General features: G+C 26.6%; 21 protein-coding genes. 13 read left to right on the forward strand and 8 right to left on the reverse strand.

Features of this window, described 5'->3' with window-relative positions:
* Positions 1 to 68 precede the first annotated feature (68 nt).
* Positions 69 to 1,724 carry a sensor histidine kinase gene (locus I4U66_RS01765; protein ID WP_166505061.1) on the forward strand — a complete coding sequence of 552 codons (1,656 nt, stop codon included), beginning with the start codon at positions 69 to 71 and terminating at the stop codon, positions 1,722 to 1,724.
* 35 nt (positions 1,725 to 1,759) lie between these two features.
* On the opposite strand, the gene nhaC is transcribed toward I4U66_RS01765, so the two are convergent.
* The gene (gene nhaC, locus I4U66_RS01770) at positions 1,760 to 3,166 is read right to left on the reverse strand and encodes a Na+/H+ antiporter NhaC (RefSeq protein WP_092926719.1); all 1,407 of its coding nucleotides are present in this window, start codon (positions 3,164 to 3,166) and stop codon (positions 1,760 to 1,762) included.
* 283 nt (positions 3,167 to 3,449) lie between these two features.
* Between nhaC and I4U66_RS01775 the strand changes: the two genes are divergently transcribed.
* Positions 3,450 to 4,364, forward strand: coding sequence for a DNA-processing protein DprA (locus tag I4U66_RS01775; RefSeq protein WP_166505062.1), 915 nt, complete (start codon positions 3,450 to 3,452; stop codon positions 4,362 to 4,364).
* A 62-nt stretch (positions 4,365 to 4,426) separates the two neighbouring features.
* Here I4U66_RS01775 and megL read toward each other — a convergent pair whose 3' ends face one another.
* Positions 4,427 to 5,620: a methionine gamma-lyase gene (megL, locus tag I4U66_RS01780; RefSeq protein ID WP_166505063.1), complete on the reverse strand. Its 1,194-nt coding sequence runs from the start codon at positions 5,618 to 5,620 to the stop codon at positions 4,427 to 4,429.
* 328 nt (positions 5,621 to 5,948) lie between these two features.
* On the opposite strand from megL, the gene I4U66_RS01785 reads away from it, so the two are divergent.
* Entirely contained in the window at positions 5,949 to 6,896 is a 948-nt protein-coding gene (locus I4U66_RS01785) for a polysaccharide deacetylase family protein (RefSeq protein ID WP_092926713.1), read from the forward strand.
* A gap of 46 nt (positions 6,897 to 6,942) precedes the next feature.
* On the opposite strand, the gene I4U66_RS01790 is transcribed toward I4U66_RS01785, so the two are convergent.
* Complete coding sequence (locus I4U66_RS01790) at positions 6,943 to 7,194, reverse strand: DUF1294 domain-containing protein (protein ID WP_092926711.1); 252 nt, start codon at positions 7,192 to 7,194, stop codon at positions 6,943 to 6,945.
* A gap of 127 nt (positions 7,195 to 7,321) precedes the next feature.
* On the opposite strand from I4U66_RS01790, the gene I4U66_RS01795 reads away from it, so the two are divergent.
* The 5 genes from I4U66_RS01795 to I4U66_RS01815 all read left to right on the forward strand — a co-directional run bounded on the left by I4U66_RS01795 (position 7,322) and on the right by I4U66_RS01815 (position 10,671).
* Complete coding sequence (locus I4U66_RS01795) at positions 7,322 to 7,924, forward strand: NUDIX hydrolase (protein ID WP_092926709.1); 603 nt, start codon at positions 7,322 to 7,324, stop codon at positions 7,922 to 7,924.
* A gap of 90 nt (positions 7,925 to 8,014) precedes the next feature.
* Positions 8,015 to 8,662, forward strand: coding sequence for a C40 family peptidase (locus I4U66_RS01800; protein ID WP_166505064.1), 648 nt, complete (start codon positions 8,015 to 8,017; stop codon positions 8,660 to 8,662).
* Positions 8,663 to 8,851: 189 nt separating this feature from the next.
* Positions 8,852 to 9,751, forward strand: a complete 900-nt coding sequence (cysK, locus tag I4U66_RS01805; protein WP_092926705.1) for a cysteine synthase A — start codon at positions 8,852 to 8,854, stop codon at positions 9,749 to 9,751.
* 19 nt (positions 9,752 to 9,770) lie between these two features.
* Positions 9,771 to 10,286: a serine O-acetyltransferase EpsC gene (gene epsC / locus I4U66_RS01810; protein ID WP_092926703.1), complete on the forward strand. Its 516-nt coding sequence runs from the start codon at positions 9,771 to 9,773 to the stop codon at positions 10,284 to 10,286.
* 76 nt (positions 10,287 to 10,362) lie between these two features.
* The gene (locus I4U66_RS01815; protein WP_092926701.1) at positions 10,363 to 10,671 is read left to right on the forward strand and encodes a GIY-YIG nuclease family protein; all 309 of its coding nucleotides are present in this window, start codon (positions 10,363 to 10,365) and stop codon (positions 10,669 to 10,671) included.
* 27 nt (positions 10,672 to 10,698) lie between these two features.
* Here I4U66_RS01815 and I4U66_RS01820 read toward each other — a convergent pair whose 3' ends face one another.
* Positions 10,699 to 11,499: a collagen-like protein gene (locus I4U66_RS01820; RefSeq protein WP_243278769.1), complete on the reverse strand. Its 801-nt coding sequence runs from the start codon at positions 11,497 to 11,499 to the stop codon at positions 10,699 to 10,701.
* Positions 11,500 to 11,748: 249 nt separating this feature from the next.
* Here I4U66_RS01820 and I4U66_RS01825 point away from each other — a divergent pair, with 249 nt between their 5' ends.
* Positions 11,749 to 12,948, forward strand: coding sequence for a hypothetical protein (locus tag I4U66_RS01825; protein ID WP_195928344.1), 1,200 nt, complete (start codon positions 11,749 to 11,751; stop codon positions 12,946 to 12,948).
* A gap of 76 nt (positions 12,949 to 13,024) precedes the next feature.
* Here the strand turns inward: I4U66_RS01825 and I4U66_RS01830 are convergent, their stop codons facing one another.
* The 3 genes from I4U66_RS01830 to I4U66_RS01840 all read right to left on the reverse strand — a co-directional run bounded on the left by I4U66_RS01830 (position 13,025) and on the right by I4U66_RS01840 (position 14,114).
* Positions 13,025 to 13,201: a hypothetical protein gene (locus tag I4U66_RS01830; RefSeq protein WP_176698699.1), complete on the reverse strand. Its 177-nt coding sequence runs from the start codon at positions 13,199 to 13,201 to the stop codon at positions 13,025 to 13,027.
* 231 nt (positions 13,202 to 13,432) lie between these two features.
* Positions 13,433 to 13,648, reverse strand: coding sequence for a hypothetical protein (locus I4U66_RS01835; protein ID WP_092926694.1), 216 nt, complete (start codon positions 13,646 to 13,648; stop codon positions 13,433 to 13,435).
* Between the two features lie 226 nt (positions 13,649 to 13,874).
* The gene (locus I4U66_RS01840) at positions 13,875 to 14,114 is read right to left on the reverse strand and encodes a hypothetical protein (protein WP_092926692.1); all 240 of its coding nucleotides are present in this window, start codon (positions 14,112 to 14,114) and stop codon (positions 13,875 to 13,877) included.
* Positions 14,115 to 14,596: 482 nt separating this feature from the next.
* Between I4U66_RS01840 and I4U66_RS01845 the strand changes: the two genes are divergently transcribed.
* The 3 genes from I4U66_RS01845 to I4U66_RS01855 all read left to right on the forward strand — a co-directional run bounded on the left by I4U66_RS01845 (position 14,597) and on the right by I4U66_RS01855 (position 16,749).
* Positions 14,597 to 15,760, forward strand: coding sequence for an AI-2E family transporter (locus I4U66_RS01845; RefSeq protein WP_092926690.1), 1,164 nt, complete (start codon positions 14,597 to 14,599; stop codon positions 15,758 to 15,760).
* 249 nt (positions 15,761 to 16,009) lie between these two features.
* Positions 16,010 to 16,414: a hypothetical protein gene (locus tag I4U66_RS01850; protein ID WP_092926688.1), complete on the forward strand. Its 405-nt coding sequence runs from the start codon at positions 16,010 to 16,012 to the stop codon at positions 16,412 to 16,414.
* A 107-nt stretch (positions 16,415 to 16,521) separates the two neighbouring features.
* Positions 16,522 to 16,749: a hypothetical protein gene (locus tag I4U66_RS01855; protein ID WP_166506227.1), complete on the forward strand. Its 228-nt coding sequence runs from the start codon at positions 16,522 to 16,524 to the stop codon at positions 16,747 to 16,749.
* A 43-nt stretch (positions 16,750 to 16,792) separates the two neighbouring features.
* Here I4U66_RS01855 and I4U66_RS01860 read toward each other — a convergent pair whose 3' ends face one another.
* Positions 16,793 to 16,939 carry a hypothetical protein gene (locus I4U66_RS01860; protein WP_166505074.1) on the reverse strand — a complete coding sequence of 49 codons (147 nt, stop codon included), beginning with the start codon at positions 16,937 to 16,939 and terminating at the stop codon, positions 16,793 to 16,795.
* 291 nt (positions 16,940 to 17,230) lie between these two features.
* On the opposite strand from I4U66_RS01860, the gene I4U66_RS01865 reads away from it, so the two are divergent.
* On the forward strand, positions 17,231 to 19,090 hold the full coding sequence (locus I4U66_RS01865; RefSeq protein WP_195928345.1) for an SEL1-like repeat protein: 1,860 nt from the start codon (positions 17,231 to 17,233) through the stop codon (positions 19,088 to 19,090).
* Positions 19,091 to 19,129: the final 39 nt, after the last annotated feature.

Here is a 19,129-nt window from a genome sequence, read left to right on the forward strand (position 1 = left end):
ATACAATTCAAGGAAATTGCCTAAAAGTGTAGAATACTTATTAAGGGTTATATTTGGGGGAGATAAGAATGAAAGAGTTTTTTAATAATTTGAGTGATAGTATATTTATATTAGATAAAGATTTTAATATAATATTTTGTAACAATAAGTTATTAGAGTATATAAATGAAAAAGACATTAATTCCTTAAACATAGATATAAGTAGTAAAGTAAAAATAGAAAAATTAGAGTTTAAAAACTACTTCGATATAGGTATAAAACTAAATACATCAAATGGAGAATTTGAATTAAGCACTAATATAACTAAAACGAAAGATAATGGTACATATATATTAGTAAGAGATATAACTGACAATAATATAGATAATATGGTAATTAATATAGATAACAATAGAAAAAGGGAGTTTAAAAATTCAGAGAAATTAATATATGATATGAGTGCTATTTTAGATGAAATAAAAAAAGACAGCGATATATATAAAATCTTAGAAAATATAGATTTAGAAGGTACTATAATTAACTTTATAGATGAAATAAAAAAAGTAGAATTTATAAAAAAGGATTTGGAGGTATTCTTAAGTATATCTGCAGATGTAATAGGAGCTATAGATAGAAATGCTTACATTAAACTTTTTACAAAAGAATGTAATAAAATAACAGGATTTAATGAAGAAGAATTAACATCAACTAGTATAATAGATAAAATATATGATGATCATAAAGAAGAATTTTTAAATATCTTAAGTTTAAAGGATGGAAATGTAAAGGTAATAGAAAATAAAATGATATGTAAAGATAATAGCTATAAATGGCTGAGATGGCACTTAAAATATATAAAAGAAAGAGATATCATAGCATTTTCTGTAAGAGATATAGATAAAGAAAAAGAAGATGTAGAAGCTAGGCAAAAATTAGAGCAAAATATATATTTAGAGTCAATGAAAAATGAATTTTTCGCAAATATATCCCATGAATTTAAGACACCGCTTAATATTATGCTTGGAATAATACAGTTAATAGATATTAATATAGTAAAAGAAAATATAAAATTTAATGATAAGATAGATTTAGAAAATTATATTAAATTATTTAAGCAAAACCTATATAGGATACTAAGATTGGTAAATAATATCATAGATATAACAAAAATAGATGCAGGATATTATGAATTAGAGCTTGGAAACTATAATATAGTAAATGTAGTAGAAGAGATAAGTTTATCTGTAACTCCTTATGCTAAAAATAAACAAATTGATTTGGTATTTGATACAAACTGTGAGGAAATGATACTTGCATTTGATCCAGAAAAAATAGAAAGAATACTTTTAAATTTATTATCTAATTCTATTAAACATACAAGTATTAATGGATGTATTTATGTGAATGTAGAAAGCAAAGGAGATAGAGTGTATATATCTGTTTGTGATAATGGAGAAGGTATAGATAGTAATAAATTACAAAGTATATTTGAAAGATTTACACAGGTAAAGAGTAATATAGCAAGTAGTTATGAAGGTAGTGGAATAGGTTTATCACTAGTTAAATCTTTAGTAAATCTTCATGGCGGAGATATAAGTGTAAAAAGTGAGGTAGGAAAAGGTAGTAAGTTTGAATTTTATTTACCAAGCAAGTTAGTAAAAAGCAAAACAAATATAAAGAAATTTATATCAGAAAATAGTAAGATTGAAATGTGTAATATAGAATTTTCTGATATATATAGATAAAAGCATCCATATGGATGCTTTTATTTTTTAGTATTTTATTTATTTACTTCTTTTTTAGGGATTGTAGCTATTTTAAATTTAATTGCTATCAAAAATAGTGAAACAATAGGATTTATTAAGTTTAAGAATGCATATGGAAGATAGGCAAAAGTACTAACTCCTAATGTACCATAGATGTAAGCTCCACATGTATTCCAAGGAACTAAGGCAGAACTCATAGTCCCACTATCTTCAAGCGCTCTTGATAGCATTTTAGGATGAAGACCTCTTTTTGCGTATTCATCTTTAAACATTCTTCCAGGTATAACTATAGATAAATACTGTTCACCAGCTACTGTATTAGTCATTACACATGTAACCATAGTTGAAAAAACAACTCCAAATGTACCTTTTGCAAATTTAAGTAAAGCTGAAGCTAAAGCCTCTAACATACCAGTTTTTTCAAGTATTCCACCTAAAGCTAGAGCAGATATTGTTAAAGAAACAGTACTCATCATATTCATTAATCCGCCTTTAGATAATAATTCATCAACTTCTGCAACACCAGTATTAGAAACAAAACCAGTATGAGCTGCACTTATTATATCTCCAACTGATGCACCTTGAAATACTATAGCAAATACAAATCCTAAAATAGCACCAAATATAAGCCCAGGTATAGCAGGAACTTTAAATATTACCAGACCAATAACCACTATTGGAGGTATAAATAATATAGGTGATAGAGTATTAAATGAACTAGCCAAAGTATCTCTTATTAAATTAATATTAGACATGTCTAATTCTTGTCCTCCATATCTCATACCTATTATACTGTAAAGTACAAGGCATATTAAAAGAGAAGGTATAGTTGAATAAAGCATATAATTTATATGTTCAAATAAAGTAGCACCAGCCATAGCAGGAGCTAAGTTTGTTGTATCTGATAGAGGAGAAAGTTTATCTCCAAAATAAGCACCTGATATTATTGCTCCTGCAACTATAGGTGCTGGAATTTGAAGACCTTGCCCAATACCTAAAAGAGCAACTCCAACAGTTCCCATAGTACTCCATGATGAACCAGTAGCTAAAGAAACTATACCACAGATAATAGTAGTAGCTGCTAAGAATATTCCTGGAGATAAGATTTTTAATCCCCAATAAATCATAGATGGAACAACACCACTAATTATCCAAGTTCCAATAAGCACACCTATTATCATTATGATAAGAATAGCCTGCATGGCCATTTTTATAGAAGAAAACATGCTTTCCTCTAATTCGCTCCACTCAAATCCAAGTCTGTAAACAGCTACTAAGCCAGCGACTATAGCTCCACCGATTAAAGGAACATGAGGAGAAGCTCCGTATTTAAATATAGATATACCTAGAAATAAAGCTAAACATACAATTGGTATTAATGCATCAACTAAGGTAGCTTGCTTTTTTTCTCTTTTACTCATAAAATAAAAGTCCCCCTTAGAAATTTATAATTTTCACTAGAAGTAAATAAAAATATGATTACAATTAAATAAAGCAAATAATATGCCAGATGTATATGATAATAAATAAAAAAGTATTATATATGTAATTAATTAGAAAATTATCTAAAAATTAAAAAAATTATAAAAATATAAAACGCGTTATTGCAAAAAAATAAGCAACTATGCAAAAAAATTTGCTGAAAAGCAAAAATTACTATTTAGATTGGTTAAACTAATTAAAACGATAAATCAGGAGAAAGATATGAATGATTTAATTCTTACGCTGCTTAATTTAAAATACATAGGAAATAAAACAATAGAATACATACTACATATTAGCAAAAGTACAAAACATAATGAAAAAGAGATTTTACATTTACTGGAAGAGGCAAATTTGAAAGGTAAAACAAAACGAATATATACGTTAGATGATATAAAAATAGCTATTAATAAAACATATAAAATTAAAGAATCTTGTATAAAACAAAATATAAAAATTGTAAGCATACTAGAAAGTAGCTATCCTGAAAAGTTAAGACATATAAATGATAGACCATTATTACTTTTTTATAAAGGAAATTATAGTGCTATGACAAATAATAAATCAATAGCTATAATAGGAAGTAGAAAAGCTAGTGTAAAAGGGCTAAAGTCATCTTACAATATGGCCTATTTACTAGGGAAAGATGGATATAGTATTATAAGTGGACTAGCTAAAGGTTGTGATGAACAAGCACATAAAGGTTGCTTAGATGCATTTGGAAGTACAGTAGCGGTTTTACCATGTCCTTTAGATAATATATATCCTAAAAGTAATGTAAAGTTAGCAAATGATATAGTAGATAATAAAGGGTGCTTAGTAAGCGAATATCCATTAGGAAGTAATATACATAAAAGCAATTTTATAAGAAGGAATAGACTTCAAAGTGGATTAAGCAATGCTTTAATAGTATGTGAGACAAATGAAAATTCTGGTACAAATCATACCATTAATTTTTGCATAAATCAAAATAGGATTTTATCTTGTATAAATATTAAGCGAAATGTAGAGATTATAGATAATAAAAATTGTATAGTTATAAATGATGAATGTGATATAAATAAGCTTAAAGAAAAAATAGAAAATGGTAATAAAAATTATATAGATAATGGTAAGCAACTAGTATTTAAATTATAAAAGTTATCTAAATAAAAACTAGAGAGGGCGTTTACCTCTCTAGTTATATTAAAGAAAAATTACTATAGTCTATCAAGACCTTGTTTTAAATCTGCTATTATATCATCACAATCCTCTAATCCAACAGATATTCTAATTAATCCATCTGAAATTCCTGCTGCAGCTCTTTCTTCTGGAGTATATGGAGAATGAGTCATTGAAGCTGGATGTTGAATTAATGTTTCACAGTCCCCTAAACTAACAGCAAGAGTGCATAATTCTAAAGAATTTAATAATTTCTTACCTGCTTCTAATCCACCCTTAACTTCAAAGGCTATCATACCACCAGGCATATCCATTTGTTTTTTAGCTAGTTCATATTGAGGGAAGCTTTTAAGTCCTGGATAATTTACTTTTATAACATTTTCATGAGTTTCTAAAAATTCTGCAACTTTCATAGCATTTTGAGTATGTCTATCCATTCTAATTTGTAAAGTTTTCATACCTCTAAGTATTAAATAAGCATCGAATGGGCTTAAAACAGCACCAGTCATATCTTTAACTCCAAATAATCTTACTTGATTTATAAAGTCTTGTTTACCAACTACAAAACCAGCTATAACATCTCCGTGACCGTTTAAGTATTTAGTAGCTGAATGAACAACTACATCTGCACCTAATTCTAGAGGTCTTTGTATGTATGGAGTACAGAATGTATTATCTACTATGACTATACAATTTTTAACTTCATGTGCAATATTAGATATAGTTTCAATATCCATTATCTTTAAATCTGGATTTGCTGGAGTTTCTAAATAAACAACTCTAGTATTTTCTCTCATAGCAGATTTAACTTCATCTATATTAGATGCATCTACGAAAGTTACATCTACACCATATCTACTTATACCATGATTTAGTAATGCAAATGTACAACCGTATAATGTTTTTGAAGCAACAACATGATCTCCTGCTTTTAAAGCAGTCCAAAGAGCAGAACTTATAGCACCTATTCCAGAAGCTGTTGACATACAAGCTTCTCCATTTTCAAGTAAAGCCATTTTCTCTTCTAATTGAGAATTTGTAGGATTTCCTAATCTAGAATATATGTATCCACCTTCTTCAAGAGCAAATCTTCTACCACCTTGTTCAGCACTATCAAATACAAAAGTTGATGTTTGGAATATTGGTGTAGTTAAAGCACCAGATACTGGATCTTTATGATGTCCTCCGTGAATAGCTTTTGTAGCAAATTTTTTCCCTCTTAAGTTTTCCATAGTAATTCCCTCCTAAATTTGATTAAATAGTAGTGTCTTACAATTTTCTTGAAAACGTTTTGTTAAGTTTTCAACATCAATATAACACTAAAAAAAATTCTTGTAAACAATATGGAATAAAATAGTAAGATTTCTATAATTTAAAATATTTAGATATAATGAAAATTAAAGAAATTAGATACCATTATTTGATAAATTAAAAACCATTAGTATAAAATAGTTGGATACAAAATTGTAAATTTTATCATGTGGTTTTTTACAAATAAGTGCTATATAATTAAATGTAGAACAATTATAGACAATAAAAGACAGAACGGGGGAATTTTTTATGCCGAAAAAGAACAATATAAACTTTGGTTCTAAGAAAAAAGGTCGCGTTGATGTTAAAAAAGTAGCATTAGTTTCAGTAGCATCAATAGTCATAATATTTGGAGGCTATAAGTTAGTCGGAGCGACAGCATCATTTATAGCTGAACAAAAGCAAGAAAAAATTGAAATGCAAAAAAAGGCTGAGGCAGAAAGATTAGCAGCTGAGAAGAAGCGTAAAGAAGAAGAAGAAGCTAAAAAGAGAATGGTCGGAGTTAATCATGAAGGTAAAAAATATACTTATGATGCATTAAAAGTGGCTGACAAATTAAAGAAATACGATTATAGCAACAATGGAGAAAAAGTAGTATTTTTAACTTTTGATGATGGAACATCAACAACAGTTACTCCACAAATATTAAAAATATTAGATGAGTACGGAGTTAAAGCAACATTTTTCTTAACAGGAGAAAATATTGAACGTGGCGGATCAAAAGCTAAAGAACTTATAAAAGAAGAATTTGATAAGGGTCATGCAATAGCTAATCACTCTTATAGCCATGATTATAAAATACTTTATCCTAATAGAGTTTTAAATTTAGATAATTTTAAAGGTGACTTTGCAAAAACTGATAAGATATTAAAGGATACTTTAGGTCCAAACTTCTCAACAAGAGTTATAAGATGTCCAGGTGGACATATGTCATGGAAAGGTATGGAACCATTAGATCAGTATTTAAACGAAAATAAAATGGCATCTATAGACTGGAATGCTTTAAGTGGAGATGCAGAAGGTGGAAGAAAAACTCCAGCTCAATTAGTAGAATATGCTAAAAAGACAGCACAAGGTAAAGAAATGGTAGTTGTATTAATGCATGATACATATGGAAAAGAAGCTACTGCAAAAGCATTACCTCAAATAATAGAATATTTCAAATCAAATGGATATGAATTTAAAACATTATCTTAATTTTATAAAAAGCCTACAGGTATTTATTACCTTGTAGGCTTTTTTATTATGTTAAAATTAGCATCTGAATAATTAAAATTATTGGAACTCCTATTTTAAACTTGTTTTTTTGCGTTTTATGGTGGAATCTATACATTCCAATTAATATACCTAAACTGCCACCTACTAATGATAGCATCATAAGAGTATTTTCGCTTATTCTATATTCATGATTTATGGCCTTTTTCTTATCTATATACATTGAATAAAAAGAAGCTATATTTATAATTAACATATAAAATAAAAATAAATTTTCCATATATAATCCTTTCTTTTTAATTAAAATATTAATAATCGTAAATGAATATAATAACTTATATACTATAAAAATATATTATACATTAGTATAATATTAACATAGAATAAATAAAAAGGAAGTGTAAAACATGACTAAAATAAAAGATGTAACCACATTAGTTAAAACTAAATTTGTAGGGCTTTATGATGTTGAATATGAAAATAAAAATAATGACATAAGACACTGGATGGTAGCATCAAGAAAAGATGAAAATAATCTAAAGGAAATATATATAAACGATAAAGAAGATAAAATAGATGCAGTAGTAATAGCAGCATATCATAAAAGCGAAAAGAAGTTAGTACTTATAAAACAATTTAGAGTACCTATAAATAGTTATATATATGAACTTCCAGCAGGACTTGTGGATAATGAAGAGGGTATAGAAAAAGCGGTAAAAAGAGAATTAAAAGAGGAAACAGGTCTAGAACTTATAAGTATAAATAATATAAATAGTAATGATAAATTATATTTATCTCCAGGAATGACTGATGAATCAGTAGCATTTGTATATTGTTTATGTGATGGCAATTTAAGTAAAGAATTTTTAGAAGAAGATGAAGATATAGAAGCATTTTTAGTATCAAAGGAAGAAGCTAAAGAAATAATAAACGGAAGAGAAAAAATAGATATAAAATCATATCTACTACTTCAAATGTTTATAAACTTAGGTGAAAAACTATTTCATTAATTATATTATATAAATACTAAATATATATATATGATAACCGTATTATTTAATGTACGGTTTTTTATATATAAGTAAGTAGGGAGATTTAGTATGAATGTTAACCAAATAGTTATGATAGAGCTTTTAAATGCTATAAGCAAATCTAATTCAAAAAATAAAGCTTGTACAAACAATAATTCAAATGTATTTGATTTTGTATTACAAAGTACATTTAATAGTATACTTAATGATAGTCCAACATGTAGCTGTAGTTGTAGCTGTAGTAATGAGAATCAAAATAAACTTAATGGTTTAGATACACTTTTAAGTAATGTTAACGTAAGTAAAGTTAATAATAGTAGTAATATAAATAATGCTCAAAAAAGTAATAATAAGATGGATGATGCAATAAAATTGCTAGAAAGCCAAATAGGAAAGCCATATGTATGGGGGGCAACAGGACCAAAATCTTTTGATTGTTCTGGGCTAGTTCAATATGTTTATAAAAATGCACTAGGTAAAGATATACCTCGAGTATCCTATGAACAAAGTAAGTTTGGCAAAGCTATTGACAAAAAGGATTTACAAGTCGGAGATTTAATATTTTTCGATACTATGAATAAAGGCAGAGTTAGTCATGTGGGAATGTATGTAGGAAATGGTGAATTTATACATGCATCTAATCCAAAAGATGGAGTTAAAAAATCTAAACTAACAGGTTATTACGAAAAACACTATAGAGGAGCCAGAAGACCATAGAATTAATTACCTATAAAATAAGTTAAGATGTATCATAAGTTTATGATATAGCTTAACTTATTTTATAGGCAGATATTCTTAAGATTAAGTAAGTGATTTTTTTTATAGTATAAATATATATATTTATGGGATTTATATTTATATATTATAAAATAATAGAAATAAATACTAAAATATAAGGAGCAAATTATGATTAATGAAAATATACTATCTACAATAGGAAATACTCCTATGATAAAACTTAACAATATAGGTAATAAAAATATATATGTAAAACTAGAAAAATACAACCCAGGAGGAAGTATAAAAGATAGAGCTGTTTTAAATATGATAAAAGGGCTAGAAGAAAGAAATATATTAAAAAATGGAAGTGTATTGGTAGAAGCTACAAGTGGGAATACAGGTATAGCTCTATCAATGGTAGGAGCTTTAAAAGGATACGAAGTTATAATAGTAATGCCAGACACTATGAGTGAAGAAAGAAGGACACTTATGAAATGTTATGGTGCCAAATTAATATTAACAGATGGCAAGCTAGGTATGGATGGTGCTATAAATAAAGCTAAAGAGTTAATAGAAAATAATGAAAACTATATAAGTTTAAATCAATTTGAAAATGAAGATAATCCATATGCTCATTACAATACAACAGCAGTTGAAATATTAAATGATGTTAAAGATATAGACATTTTTGTTTGTGGTGTAGGGACAGGAGGAACATTGACAGGAATAGGAAGATACCTAAAAGAAAAAAATAAAGACATTAAGGTGGTAGCATTAGAGCCAAAAAGTTCACCTGTAATATCTAAAAATATTAAAGGACCTCATAAAATTCAAGGTATAGGAGCAGGATTTATACCTAAAAATTATGACGATAGTATAGTAGATGAGGTTATTACAGTAAGTGATGAAGAGGCCTATGAAGGAGTAAGATTAATGGCTAAAAAAGAAGGGATATTAGTAGGAATATCATCAGGTGCAAATGTTTATGGTGCACTAGAATTATCAAAGAGATTTCCTAATAAGAAAATAGTTACAGTATCACCAGATGGGTTAGATAAATATATGTCTTTGAATATATTTAATTAAATCATAGAGGGATGATTATATGTTTGAGAAAATTAAAGCAGATATTGAGTATATAATGGAGAATGATCCAGCAGCAAGAAGCAAAACAGAGGTATTTTTACTTTATCCATCTATACATGCAAGGATAGGGCATAGTATTTCTCATTTTTTATATAGACATAAGAGATTTTTTTTAGCAAGGTTAGTATCACAAATCTCAAGATTTTTAACAGGTATAGAAATACATCCTGGGGCTAAATTAGGTGGAGGAATACTTATAGATCATGGTATGGGGGTAGTTATTGGAGAAACTGCTGAGGTTGGAAGTAGAGTAACTATATATCATGGAACAACTTTAGGTGGAACAGGAAAAGAAAAGGGAAAAAGACATCCAACTGTTGGTGATAATGTAATAATTGGGGCAGGAGCCAAAGTTTTAGGTCCTATCAATATAGGATCAAATTCAAAAATAGGATCAAATGCAGTTGTTTTAAAAGATGTACCAAATGGAGCTACAGTTGTTGGAATACCTGGTAAAGTTGTGAAGATAAGATAATCTCAAAAAGTAACATAATATATCTAAAACATGTTATTATATATTATAAAGTTAAAAATTAAGGATGGATGATTTTATGCATTTTACATATATAATAAGATGTAGAGATAATTCTTTATATACAGGATACACAACTGATGTAATAAGACGTATGAAAGAACACGAAAAAGGTATAAATTCTAAATACACAAGATCAAGAGGTTTTTTAAAACTAGAAGTATGTTTTGTAAGTGATACGAAAAGTAAAGCTATGAAATTAGAAAGTTATATAAAAAAACTTTCTAGAAATAAAAAGCTTTGGCTAATAGAAAATAATGAAGAGTTTGTAAATGAATTAGAAGATAAAGAAGAATATAAAATATATAAAGAGGAAGCTTTAAAATAATCAAGCTTCCTCTTTATATATTTTATATTAATTTTTATAAGGGATTTTTTTAGGAGGCATATATTTTTCTTTTACTTTTTTACCAGGAGCTTCATATCCTTTAGGTCCCATAGGTCCCATTTCACCTTGAGCCCCCTTAGGCCCAGTAGGTCCCATTTCGCCTTTAGGACCAGCAGGTCCCATAGGTCCTATTTCACCTTTAGATCCAGCAGGTCCCATAGGCCCCATTTCGCCTTTAGGACCAGCAGGTCCCATAGGTCCCATTTCACCCTTAGGACCAGTAGGTCCCATAGGTCCCATTTCACCTTTAGATCCAGCAGGTCCCATAGGTCCCATTTCGCCTTTAGCGCCTTTAGGTCCAGCAGGTCCCATAGGTCCCATTTCACCTTTAGCGCCTTTAGGACCAGCAGGCCCCATAGGTCCCATTTCACCCTTAGGTACTTGTACACCTATACTCAAATTTGTACCACATAGAGGATTAACATAGGTTTCTTTACCAAAATCTATATATTGAATGGCATTAAGTTTTACGTATATAGGTCCCTTACCGGATGGAGTTTTACCAACAACTCCGCAACTATTTACATCACATATACAAAGTCTTAATATACAATTATTATCTACTAACTTTAATCCAACAATCCTTCCTATACAATTACATAATATATGAAATATTTCACAGTTGCACAAATCGACAGGATATACAAACATAGGGGACATTTTTAAATTTGCACCCTTATCTTTTTTATATTCTTTTTCACAATGGCAATCATCTAAATCATAGTACTTTTTACACTTCTTAGTTTTATTCATACAATCTTTATGCATACAAACACCCCATGTCAAATATTTTAATTTAGTAGTAATACTACATAATATACATATATGATAAAAACATTTAAAAGGAAACAATAAGTCACCAAAATAAGTAAAATATATATACAATAAGTGATGGGAAAATATAAGAGATATTCATTTTATCAAGCATTTTAAATAAGTCACCCTTAAGAAATTTAATACATATAATGATGTAAGGTGTCGTATAGATACTTTAATTAATAAAAGGAGGCTTATTTTGTGAACTCTGAAGAGAAAAATAATAGAATAGAAGGTTATGAAGACTATGAAGATTATATGTTAATGGATAGCATTTCTAAAAGATCTCCTTTTTACAATTTGAACAAGAGTGTTGAAAGAAAGTACAACAAAAATTGTAAAGAAGAAGAAAAATATAATAAAAAGTCAGACGAGAGTAGTGATAACTGCGAAGTGACCGAATCAAATAACAGTACTAAAAGTAATGTAAATCAAAATAATAAAGAAGAAAAAGAGCAAAGCAAAAAATCAGACGAGAGTAGTGACAAATGCAAAGTAATAGAATCAAATAATAACACTAAAAGTAATGTAAATCAAAATGATAAAGAAGAAAAAGAGAACAATAAAAAGTCAATCGAGAGTAGCAATAGATATAAAGCAACAGGCTTGCATAACAATACTAGAATTAATGGTAATAAAAATCATAAAGGAGAAGAGCACAACAAAAAGTCAGGCAAGAAAATTAACACAAACAAGTTGGTAGAATTATTACTACAATATATTAATAATAATAAAATTAATCCATTAACCATAATGAGTTTAGATGAAAATATATATTCAAAATCTAATTTAGAAGGTGTAAATGTATTAGATGGTTTATTATCAAATATGTTAATGAGTGATTATAAACTAAACGAAAGTAATAATAATTCAATTGGCGAAATTATAAAACTAATGAATGGAGGAATATCAAAAATGGAACTAGATTATGGAAATGAAAAAAGTAATAAAAATAATGAAGATATAAATGAAAATTTAAAAAGAATACTAGAAAGCGTAAATATAGATGAATTAAAACAAGAAGTAGAAGGAAAATCTATGGAAGAAATTATAGAAATGGCTAAAAAAGTATCATCAAGTATAAACTTCGATAATAGACAAAATGAAGAAAATAAATCAAATGTGAATAATGATGTAAGTGATATATTAGAAGATGCAGATATAAATAAACTAAAGCAAGAAGTAGAAGGAAAGTCTATGGAAGAAATTGTAGAAATGGCTAAAAAAATAGCATCAAATATAGATTTTGATAATGTACAAAATGATAAAAGCAAACCAAATATGAATAATGATATAAGTAATATATTAGAAGACATAGATATAAATAAACTAAAGCAAGAAGTAGAAGGAAAGTCTATGGAAGAAATTATGGGAATGATAAAAAAGATATCTAAAAAATAATTGCATATATAAATAAGACACCTATAATATTATAGGTGTCTTTTATTAATTAATATATATTATAAGTTATATTATCTTAGCAATGATCATGTCCTTTTTTGTTACAGAAGAATAAAAGGATTATTATTATAAATATAAAGCATTTATTATTATCATCGCAGTCGAAGTCGCAGTTAAATCCATTGTTACAAAGTAATAAAAGTAATATTATTAAAAAGTTATCATCACAAAAACAATTATTTTTTCCAAACATATTAAAACCTCCATTATATTTTTACTTAAGATTTAAATTAAAAGATATAATTTTTTATATCTAATAAATAATATGTACTAAATACAGGAAAAGTTACTAATTTCGACAAAAAAAATAGAGTGAATTAGTTATGTAATTAAATCAATTAAAAATATAAAAAATTGTATATAAAAGGCACCTATGATATAATAGGAGCCTTTTTAATTAATAGATATTATAAGTTATATTATCTTAACAATGATCATGTCTTTTTTTGTTACAGCAGAATAAAAGAATTATTATTATAAATATAAAGAATACATTTCTATCGTTGCATTTATCATGGTGATCACATTCATTATGGTGATTACATTCATTATGATGATCGCAGTCCAATCCATCGTTACAAAGTAATAAAAGTAATATTATTAAAAAATTATCATTACAAAAAATATTATTTCCAAACATATTAAAACCTCCATTATATTTTTACTTAAGATTTAAATTAAAAGATATATTTTCATATATCTAATAAATAATATGTATAAAACACAGAAAAAGTTACTAATTTCGACAAAGTGATTGGAGTAAATTAATGAATTATGTAATTAATTTAAATAAAAAATAAATATATATATAAATGAGGCACCTATAATAGGTGCCTTTTGTTAATTAATATATATTATAACTTACATTATCTTAAGCAATTACCATGTCCTTTTTTATTACAGAAGAATAAAATGATTATTATAAATATAAAGAATTCGTTATTATTACATCTTCTATTGTTATCTTCACAATTGTCTCCATCATGGCCTCTACCGTGACCGCAGCCAAATCCATCGTTACAAAGTAATAAAAGTAATATTATTAAAAAGTTATCATCACAAAAACCATTATTTCTTCCAAATCCATTAAAGTCGTTTCCAAACATATTAAAACCTCCACTATATTTTTATTATTTAAGATTTAAATCAAAAGATATATTTTCATATATCTAATAAATAATATGTACTAAATACAGAAAAAGTTACTAATTTCGACAAAAATATTTAAAATTATACAAAAAGTATTTAACAAATTACTAATATATAAATTAAGCTTAGTAAAAAAGCAAAAGTCGAATTTATTGTATTTCAACATAAAATGAAAATATATAAAAAGGAAAGATAACAGCATTACTTGGAATAAATGATGTGGGTAAATCAATAATATTAAAATATATAAGTGGTCTTACTAAAACAGACAAAGATGAAACACTATGTAGTTAAGATTAAATTTTAATATGAAGATAAATTCATATTAAATATATCAATTTATTGACAATAAATATGTTATATTGGTTATAATTATATGATAGGTAAAAAATAATCATCTATTAGAAGGTAAATTTAATTAGGAGGAATCACAAAGTAAATGAAAGTTGAATGGAATAACAAATATACTACTATATCGGTGTATGCGATTATAGTTATATGCTGTAGTTTATTGTTTTTTAATATATTAGACAAACTACCAGCATTTACTGAAAACTTAAGTTGGGTTATGTCAACATTACAACCTTTTGTTATAGGATTTGTAATAGCATATTTACTTAACTTTATACTAGTATTTTTTGAAGAAAAAATTTTAGTGTTTGATTCAATTAAAAACATGAAACAAAAAGGTAAAAGAGCTATAAGTTTATTATTAACTTACACAACAGCTTTTATAATACTTTATTTATTTATACAATTTGTGTTACCACAGTTAGTAGACAGTGTGGTAGGACTTGTTAATGACATACCAACATATGTAAATAATGTAACTGTATTCATAGAAAGTCTAACTAAAAATATAGATTTAAACAATGAATATATGACTATAGCTGTAGGTAAGTGGAACGAATTTATAGACTATACTATAAAAATAATATCTAATTTAATTCCGGTACTTGGAGGCATGTTAAAAACTACTGCATCAGGTGTTTGGAATATAGTATTAGGCTTAATAATATCTATTTATATGTTAATAGATAAGGAAAAGTTCTGTGGACTTAGCAAAAAAGTAACTTATGCGATATTTAATAAAGCACGTGCTGACAAAGCTATTGAGTTAACAAATAGAGCTAATGATACATTTGGTAAGTTTTTAAGTGGAAAGATAATAGATTCAGCTATAATAGGTGTATTAACTTTCATTGTACTTACAATATTTAAAATGCCATATACATTACTTATATCAGTAATAATAGGTATAACTAACATAATACCATTCTTTGGGCCGTTCTTTGGAGCGATACCTTCAGTTATAATAATAATGTTTGTATCTCCAATTAAAGCATTATGGTTTATATTAATAATAATTATTATACAACAATTAGATGGTAATGTAATAGGACCTAAGATATTAGGAGATTCAATAGGAATATCAGCATTTTGGATATTATTCTCATTATTAGTAGCAGGAAAGTTATTAGGATTAGTTGGAATGATAATAGGCGTTCCTTTATTTGCTTGGCTATACTCTATAGTAAAAGAGATAGTGGAATATAGATTAAAGAAAAAAGGGCTGCCAGAAGATACAGAAAAATATATGTAATGCAAAGAGGCTGTTGTAGAATGATTAAATCTAATCATTTTGCAACAGCCTCTTAAATGTTATAAATTCTGAGAGTAACGTAATAACATTTATATTATTGACAAAAAGAATATAAATATACATAAAAAAATAATTTACTTGATTGAGTCAATTATACATTGTATAATGGAGGAAAAGCTTATTTTATATAAGAGTACTTAGCTATAAATTATTAATCATAATAATCACATCATTAGGAGGAAAAGTCTTATGAGTAGGGAGTTAGAATTAGAAGACAACGAAATAGTAAGAGCTAGTATGAAGTGTTATAGGAAAGTAAGCAATACTGAATTAGTATTAAATTTTTTAACCAATATGTTTGTAGCGAGTCAATCACTAGTTGCAGCAGGAGAAATCGTTAATGAATACATAGTTACATTAACAGATAAAAATTTATACTTAGAAGGAATATATCATGTACCATTAGGGGGATTATCCGAGGTAAACAATTTATCAAAGATACCCTTAAAAAATGTTGAGGATTTTATTGTAGAAGAAAAGGGGAAAGAAGAGTTAGTTACAATATTAGTAAGTAAAGGTAAAAATTTAAAATTAATACGTAAAAACAATGGTTGGACAAATGATGCTATGAAGATTAAAGAGCTATATTTTTAATATAAAAAAGAGCTATCTAATATTAGATGGCTCTTTTTTATGATTTATAATTATGATATAATAAGACAAAATTAAAATATATAAAGAAAGGAAGAGTTATGGCAGAAATAACTATAAAACTTACAAGAGATAATTTTAATTTTAGATTTAAGCAGTATGAAGGAATGTTTTTTAATGCAAGTATAAATGAAGGTAATGAAGTTGTAAGATACAAAATAACTAAAGATAAAGAAGGAAAAGAACTTAAGGAATTTGGTAATACACATATAAAAGAAAATCATATGTTGTATATACCTCAAATTGAAGCATATATAGATTTAAAAACATTAAAATAGAAAATACCCCACTTAAAGTAAATCAAGTGGGGTATTTTCTATTTTAGATAAACATTCTATAAACTAAAAGTATTATAAATAGCACAAGTGCTATCTTAAAGACTAATCCACCTAAAAACTTAATTGCTTTTATAGCGATACCAATTAATACAATAGCCATAACTATTTTAAAAATTAAATCTATATTCATAAAATCACTCCTATTTACTAAATTATAAATATTTATTAAAAAACATTATAATGCTAATACATAAATGAACAAGCCACTTAAACTCATAATAAATATAATTTATACATAAATTATATAAGATATTAGTATGCATGGCTATACACTACATAAAAATTAATTAAATATATCTACTATTACAATATTATTACAGAAAGACAAAAAATTAGCTAAAAATTGTAAGTTTGTTATATAATATATAATTATTAAAACAGATTACTAAAATAAAAGTAAAGTTTAAATAGGGAGTTAAATATGAGAAGTACAAAATTTTCAATACAAAATATAAAAAATATTCCAAAAGACCCAGCAATACATCATACTAAAGCAAGTTTGCTTGAGAAAATGGGTAAAATAGATAAAGCTATAGAAGTATATATAAAATCTGCAGAAGAAGGATATGTAAAATCTCAATATGCATTAGGTAATATATTTGAATCTAGAGGTCAATACAATGAAGCAGAAAAGTGGTATTCTATGGCATTTAGGAATGGACAAGAAGAAGCTGCTCTTAGTCTAGGCAATATATATTTTATATCTAATGCTTATGAATATTCACTTTATTGGTATGAAAAATTGGCTATTTTAGGAGATCTACAAGCCCAAAATAATTTAGGAGTTGTTCATTATAAGCTTAAAGATTATATAAGAAGTGAAAAGTGGTTAAAAGAAGCAGCTAAAGGTAATTTTGGTTTAGCTTGCTTTAATCTAGGTATACTTTATGATAAATTAGGAAAAAAAGAAGAATCTATTGAATATTATAAGAAGGGTTCAGTATTATTAAATGAAGAATCTAAGTATAATTTAGCGATAATAAACTATATAGAGGGTGATGATAAGTCAGCAATAAGCTTATATAAACATTTACATAAAGTAGGAAATTTAAAAGGGTGCTTTAATATAGGTCTTATAATGGAGATTAATGAAGAATTTGAAGAGGCCGAAAGATATTATATAAAAAGTGCTGACAAAGGTTGTACAAAGTCTCAATATAGATTGGCATATATATATGATAGAGATGAAGATGATAAAAATGCTATAGAATATTATGAAGAAAGTATAAAAAATGGATGTGCTTTAGCAAGTTATAGATTAGGAAACTTATATAATAGAAATAATGATATAGAAAATGCTAAAAAGTATTATGAGATAGCATCAAATTCAGATATAATAGAAGCTAAAAATAATTTAGCAGGTTTATATTTTGAAGAAGAGGATTATGAAACAGCGAAAAAATATTATGAGGAATGTATAGAAGGAGGATTAATAGAATCTATTGAAAATATGGGTGATTTATATCATAAGATAAATGATATAGACAATGCCATATCTTGTTATAGAAAAATAGAAAATAAGTTATCATGTCAAGTTAAGCTTGGGAAGATATATGAAGATAAGTGTGATTTTGAGAAAGCTTTAATGTGGTATAAAAGAGCTAGTGAAAATCAAGATGTAGAATCTAGCTATAAAGCAGGATGTATATATGAAGCTAATAATGATATAGAAAATGCTAAGAAGTATTTTAATATTGCCATATTAAAAAATCACATAAATTCAAGAATACATTTAGGTAGAATATACTTTGCAGAAGAAAATTATGAAGAAGCAAAGAAAATGTTTGAAACACCAGCGAATGATTCAAATATATATTCACAACACATGCTAGGTCTTATATATGATATTTTCTATAAAGACTATACAAATTCAAAGTATTGGTACGAAAAGGCTAGAAACCAAAAGTGCGAAGAATCTATATATAACTTAGGGCAATTAAGTTTAAAATTAAATGAAGATGAAGAAGCTAAAAAATACTATAAAGAAGGTTTTAATTTAGGAAATAAAAAATGTGAATACATGCTAGCTGGTATATATTATAAGAAAAGTTTAGATATGTATAAAAGTCTAGCAGAAGAAGAATATGATAATTCTAAGCAAATATTAAAGACAATGCCAGATCTGAGCATAAACTTTGATGAAGTACTTACTCCGCCATTTAAAGAAATTGATTTAAATGAGGAAGAAGAAGAGTATGTACCAATATATATATTAGAAAAAGATGAGAATTTAAAATTACAATTTGAAAAACCATTAGAAGAAATGATAATAGATAAATAATAGAAGAAAATACCTCAAAGTAAAATATATTACTTTGAG

The organism is Romboutsia sp. D33t1_170424_H2 (genome assembly GCF_015669105.1).
Classification (GTDB): Bacteria; Bacillota; Clostridia; order Peptostreptococcales; family Peptostreptococcaceae; genus Romboutsia_C; species Romboutsia_C hominis.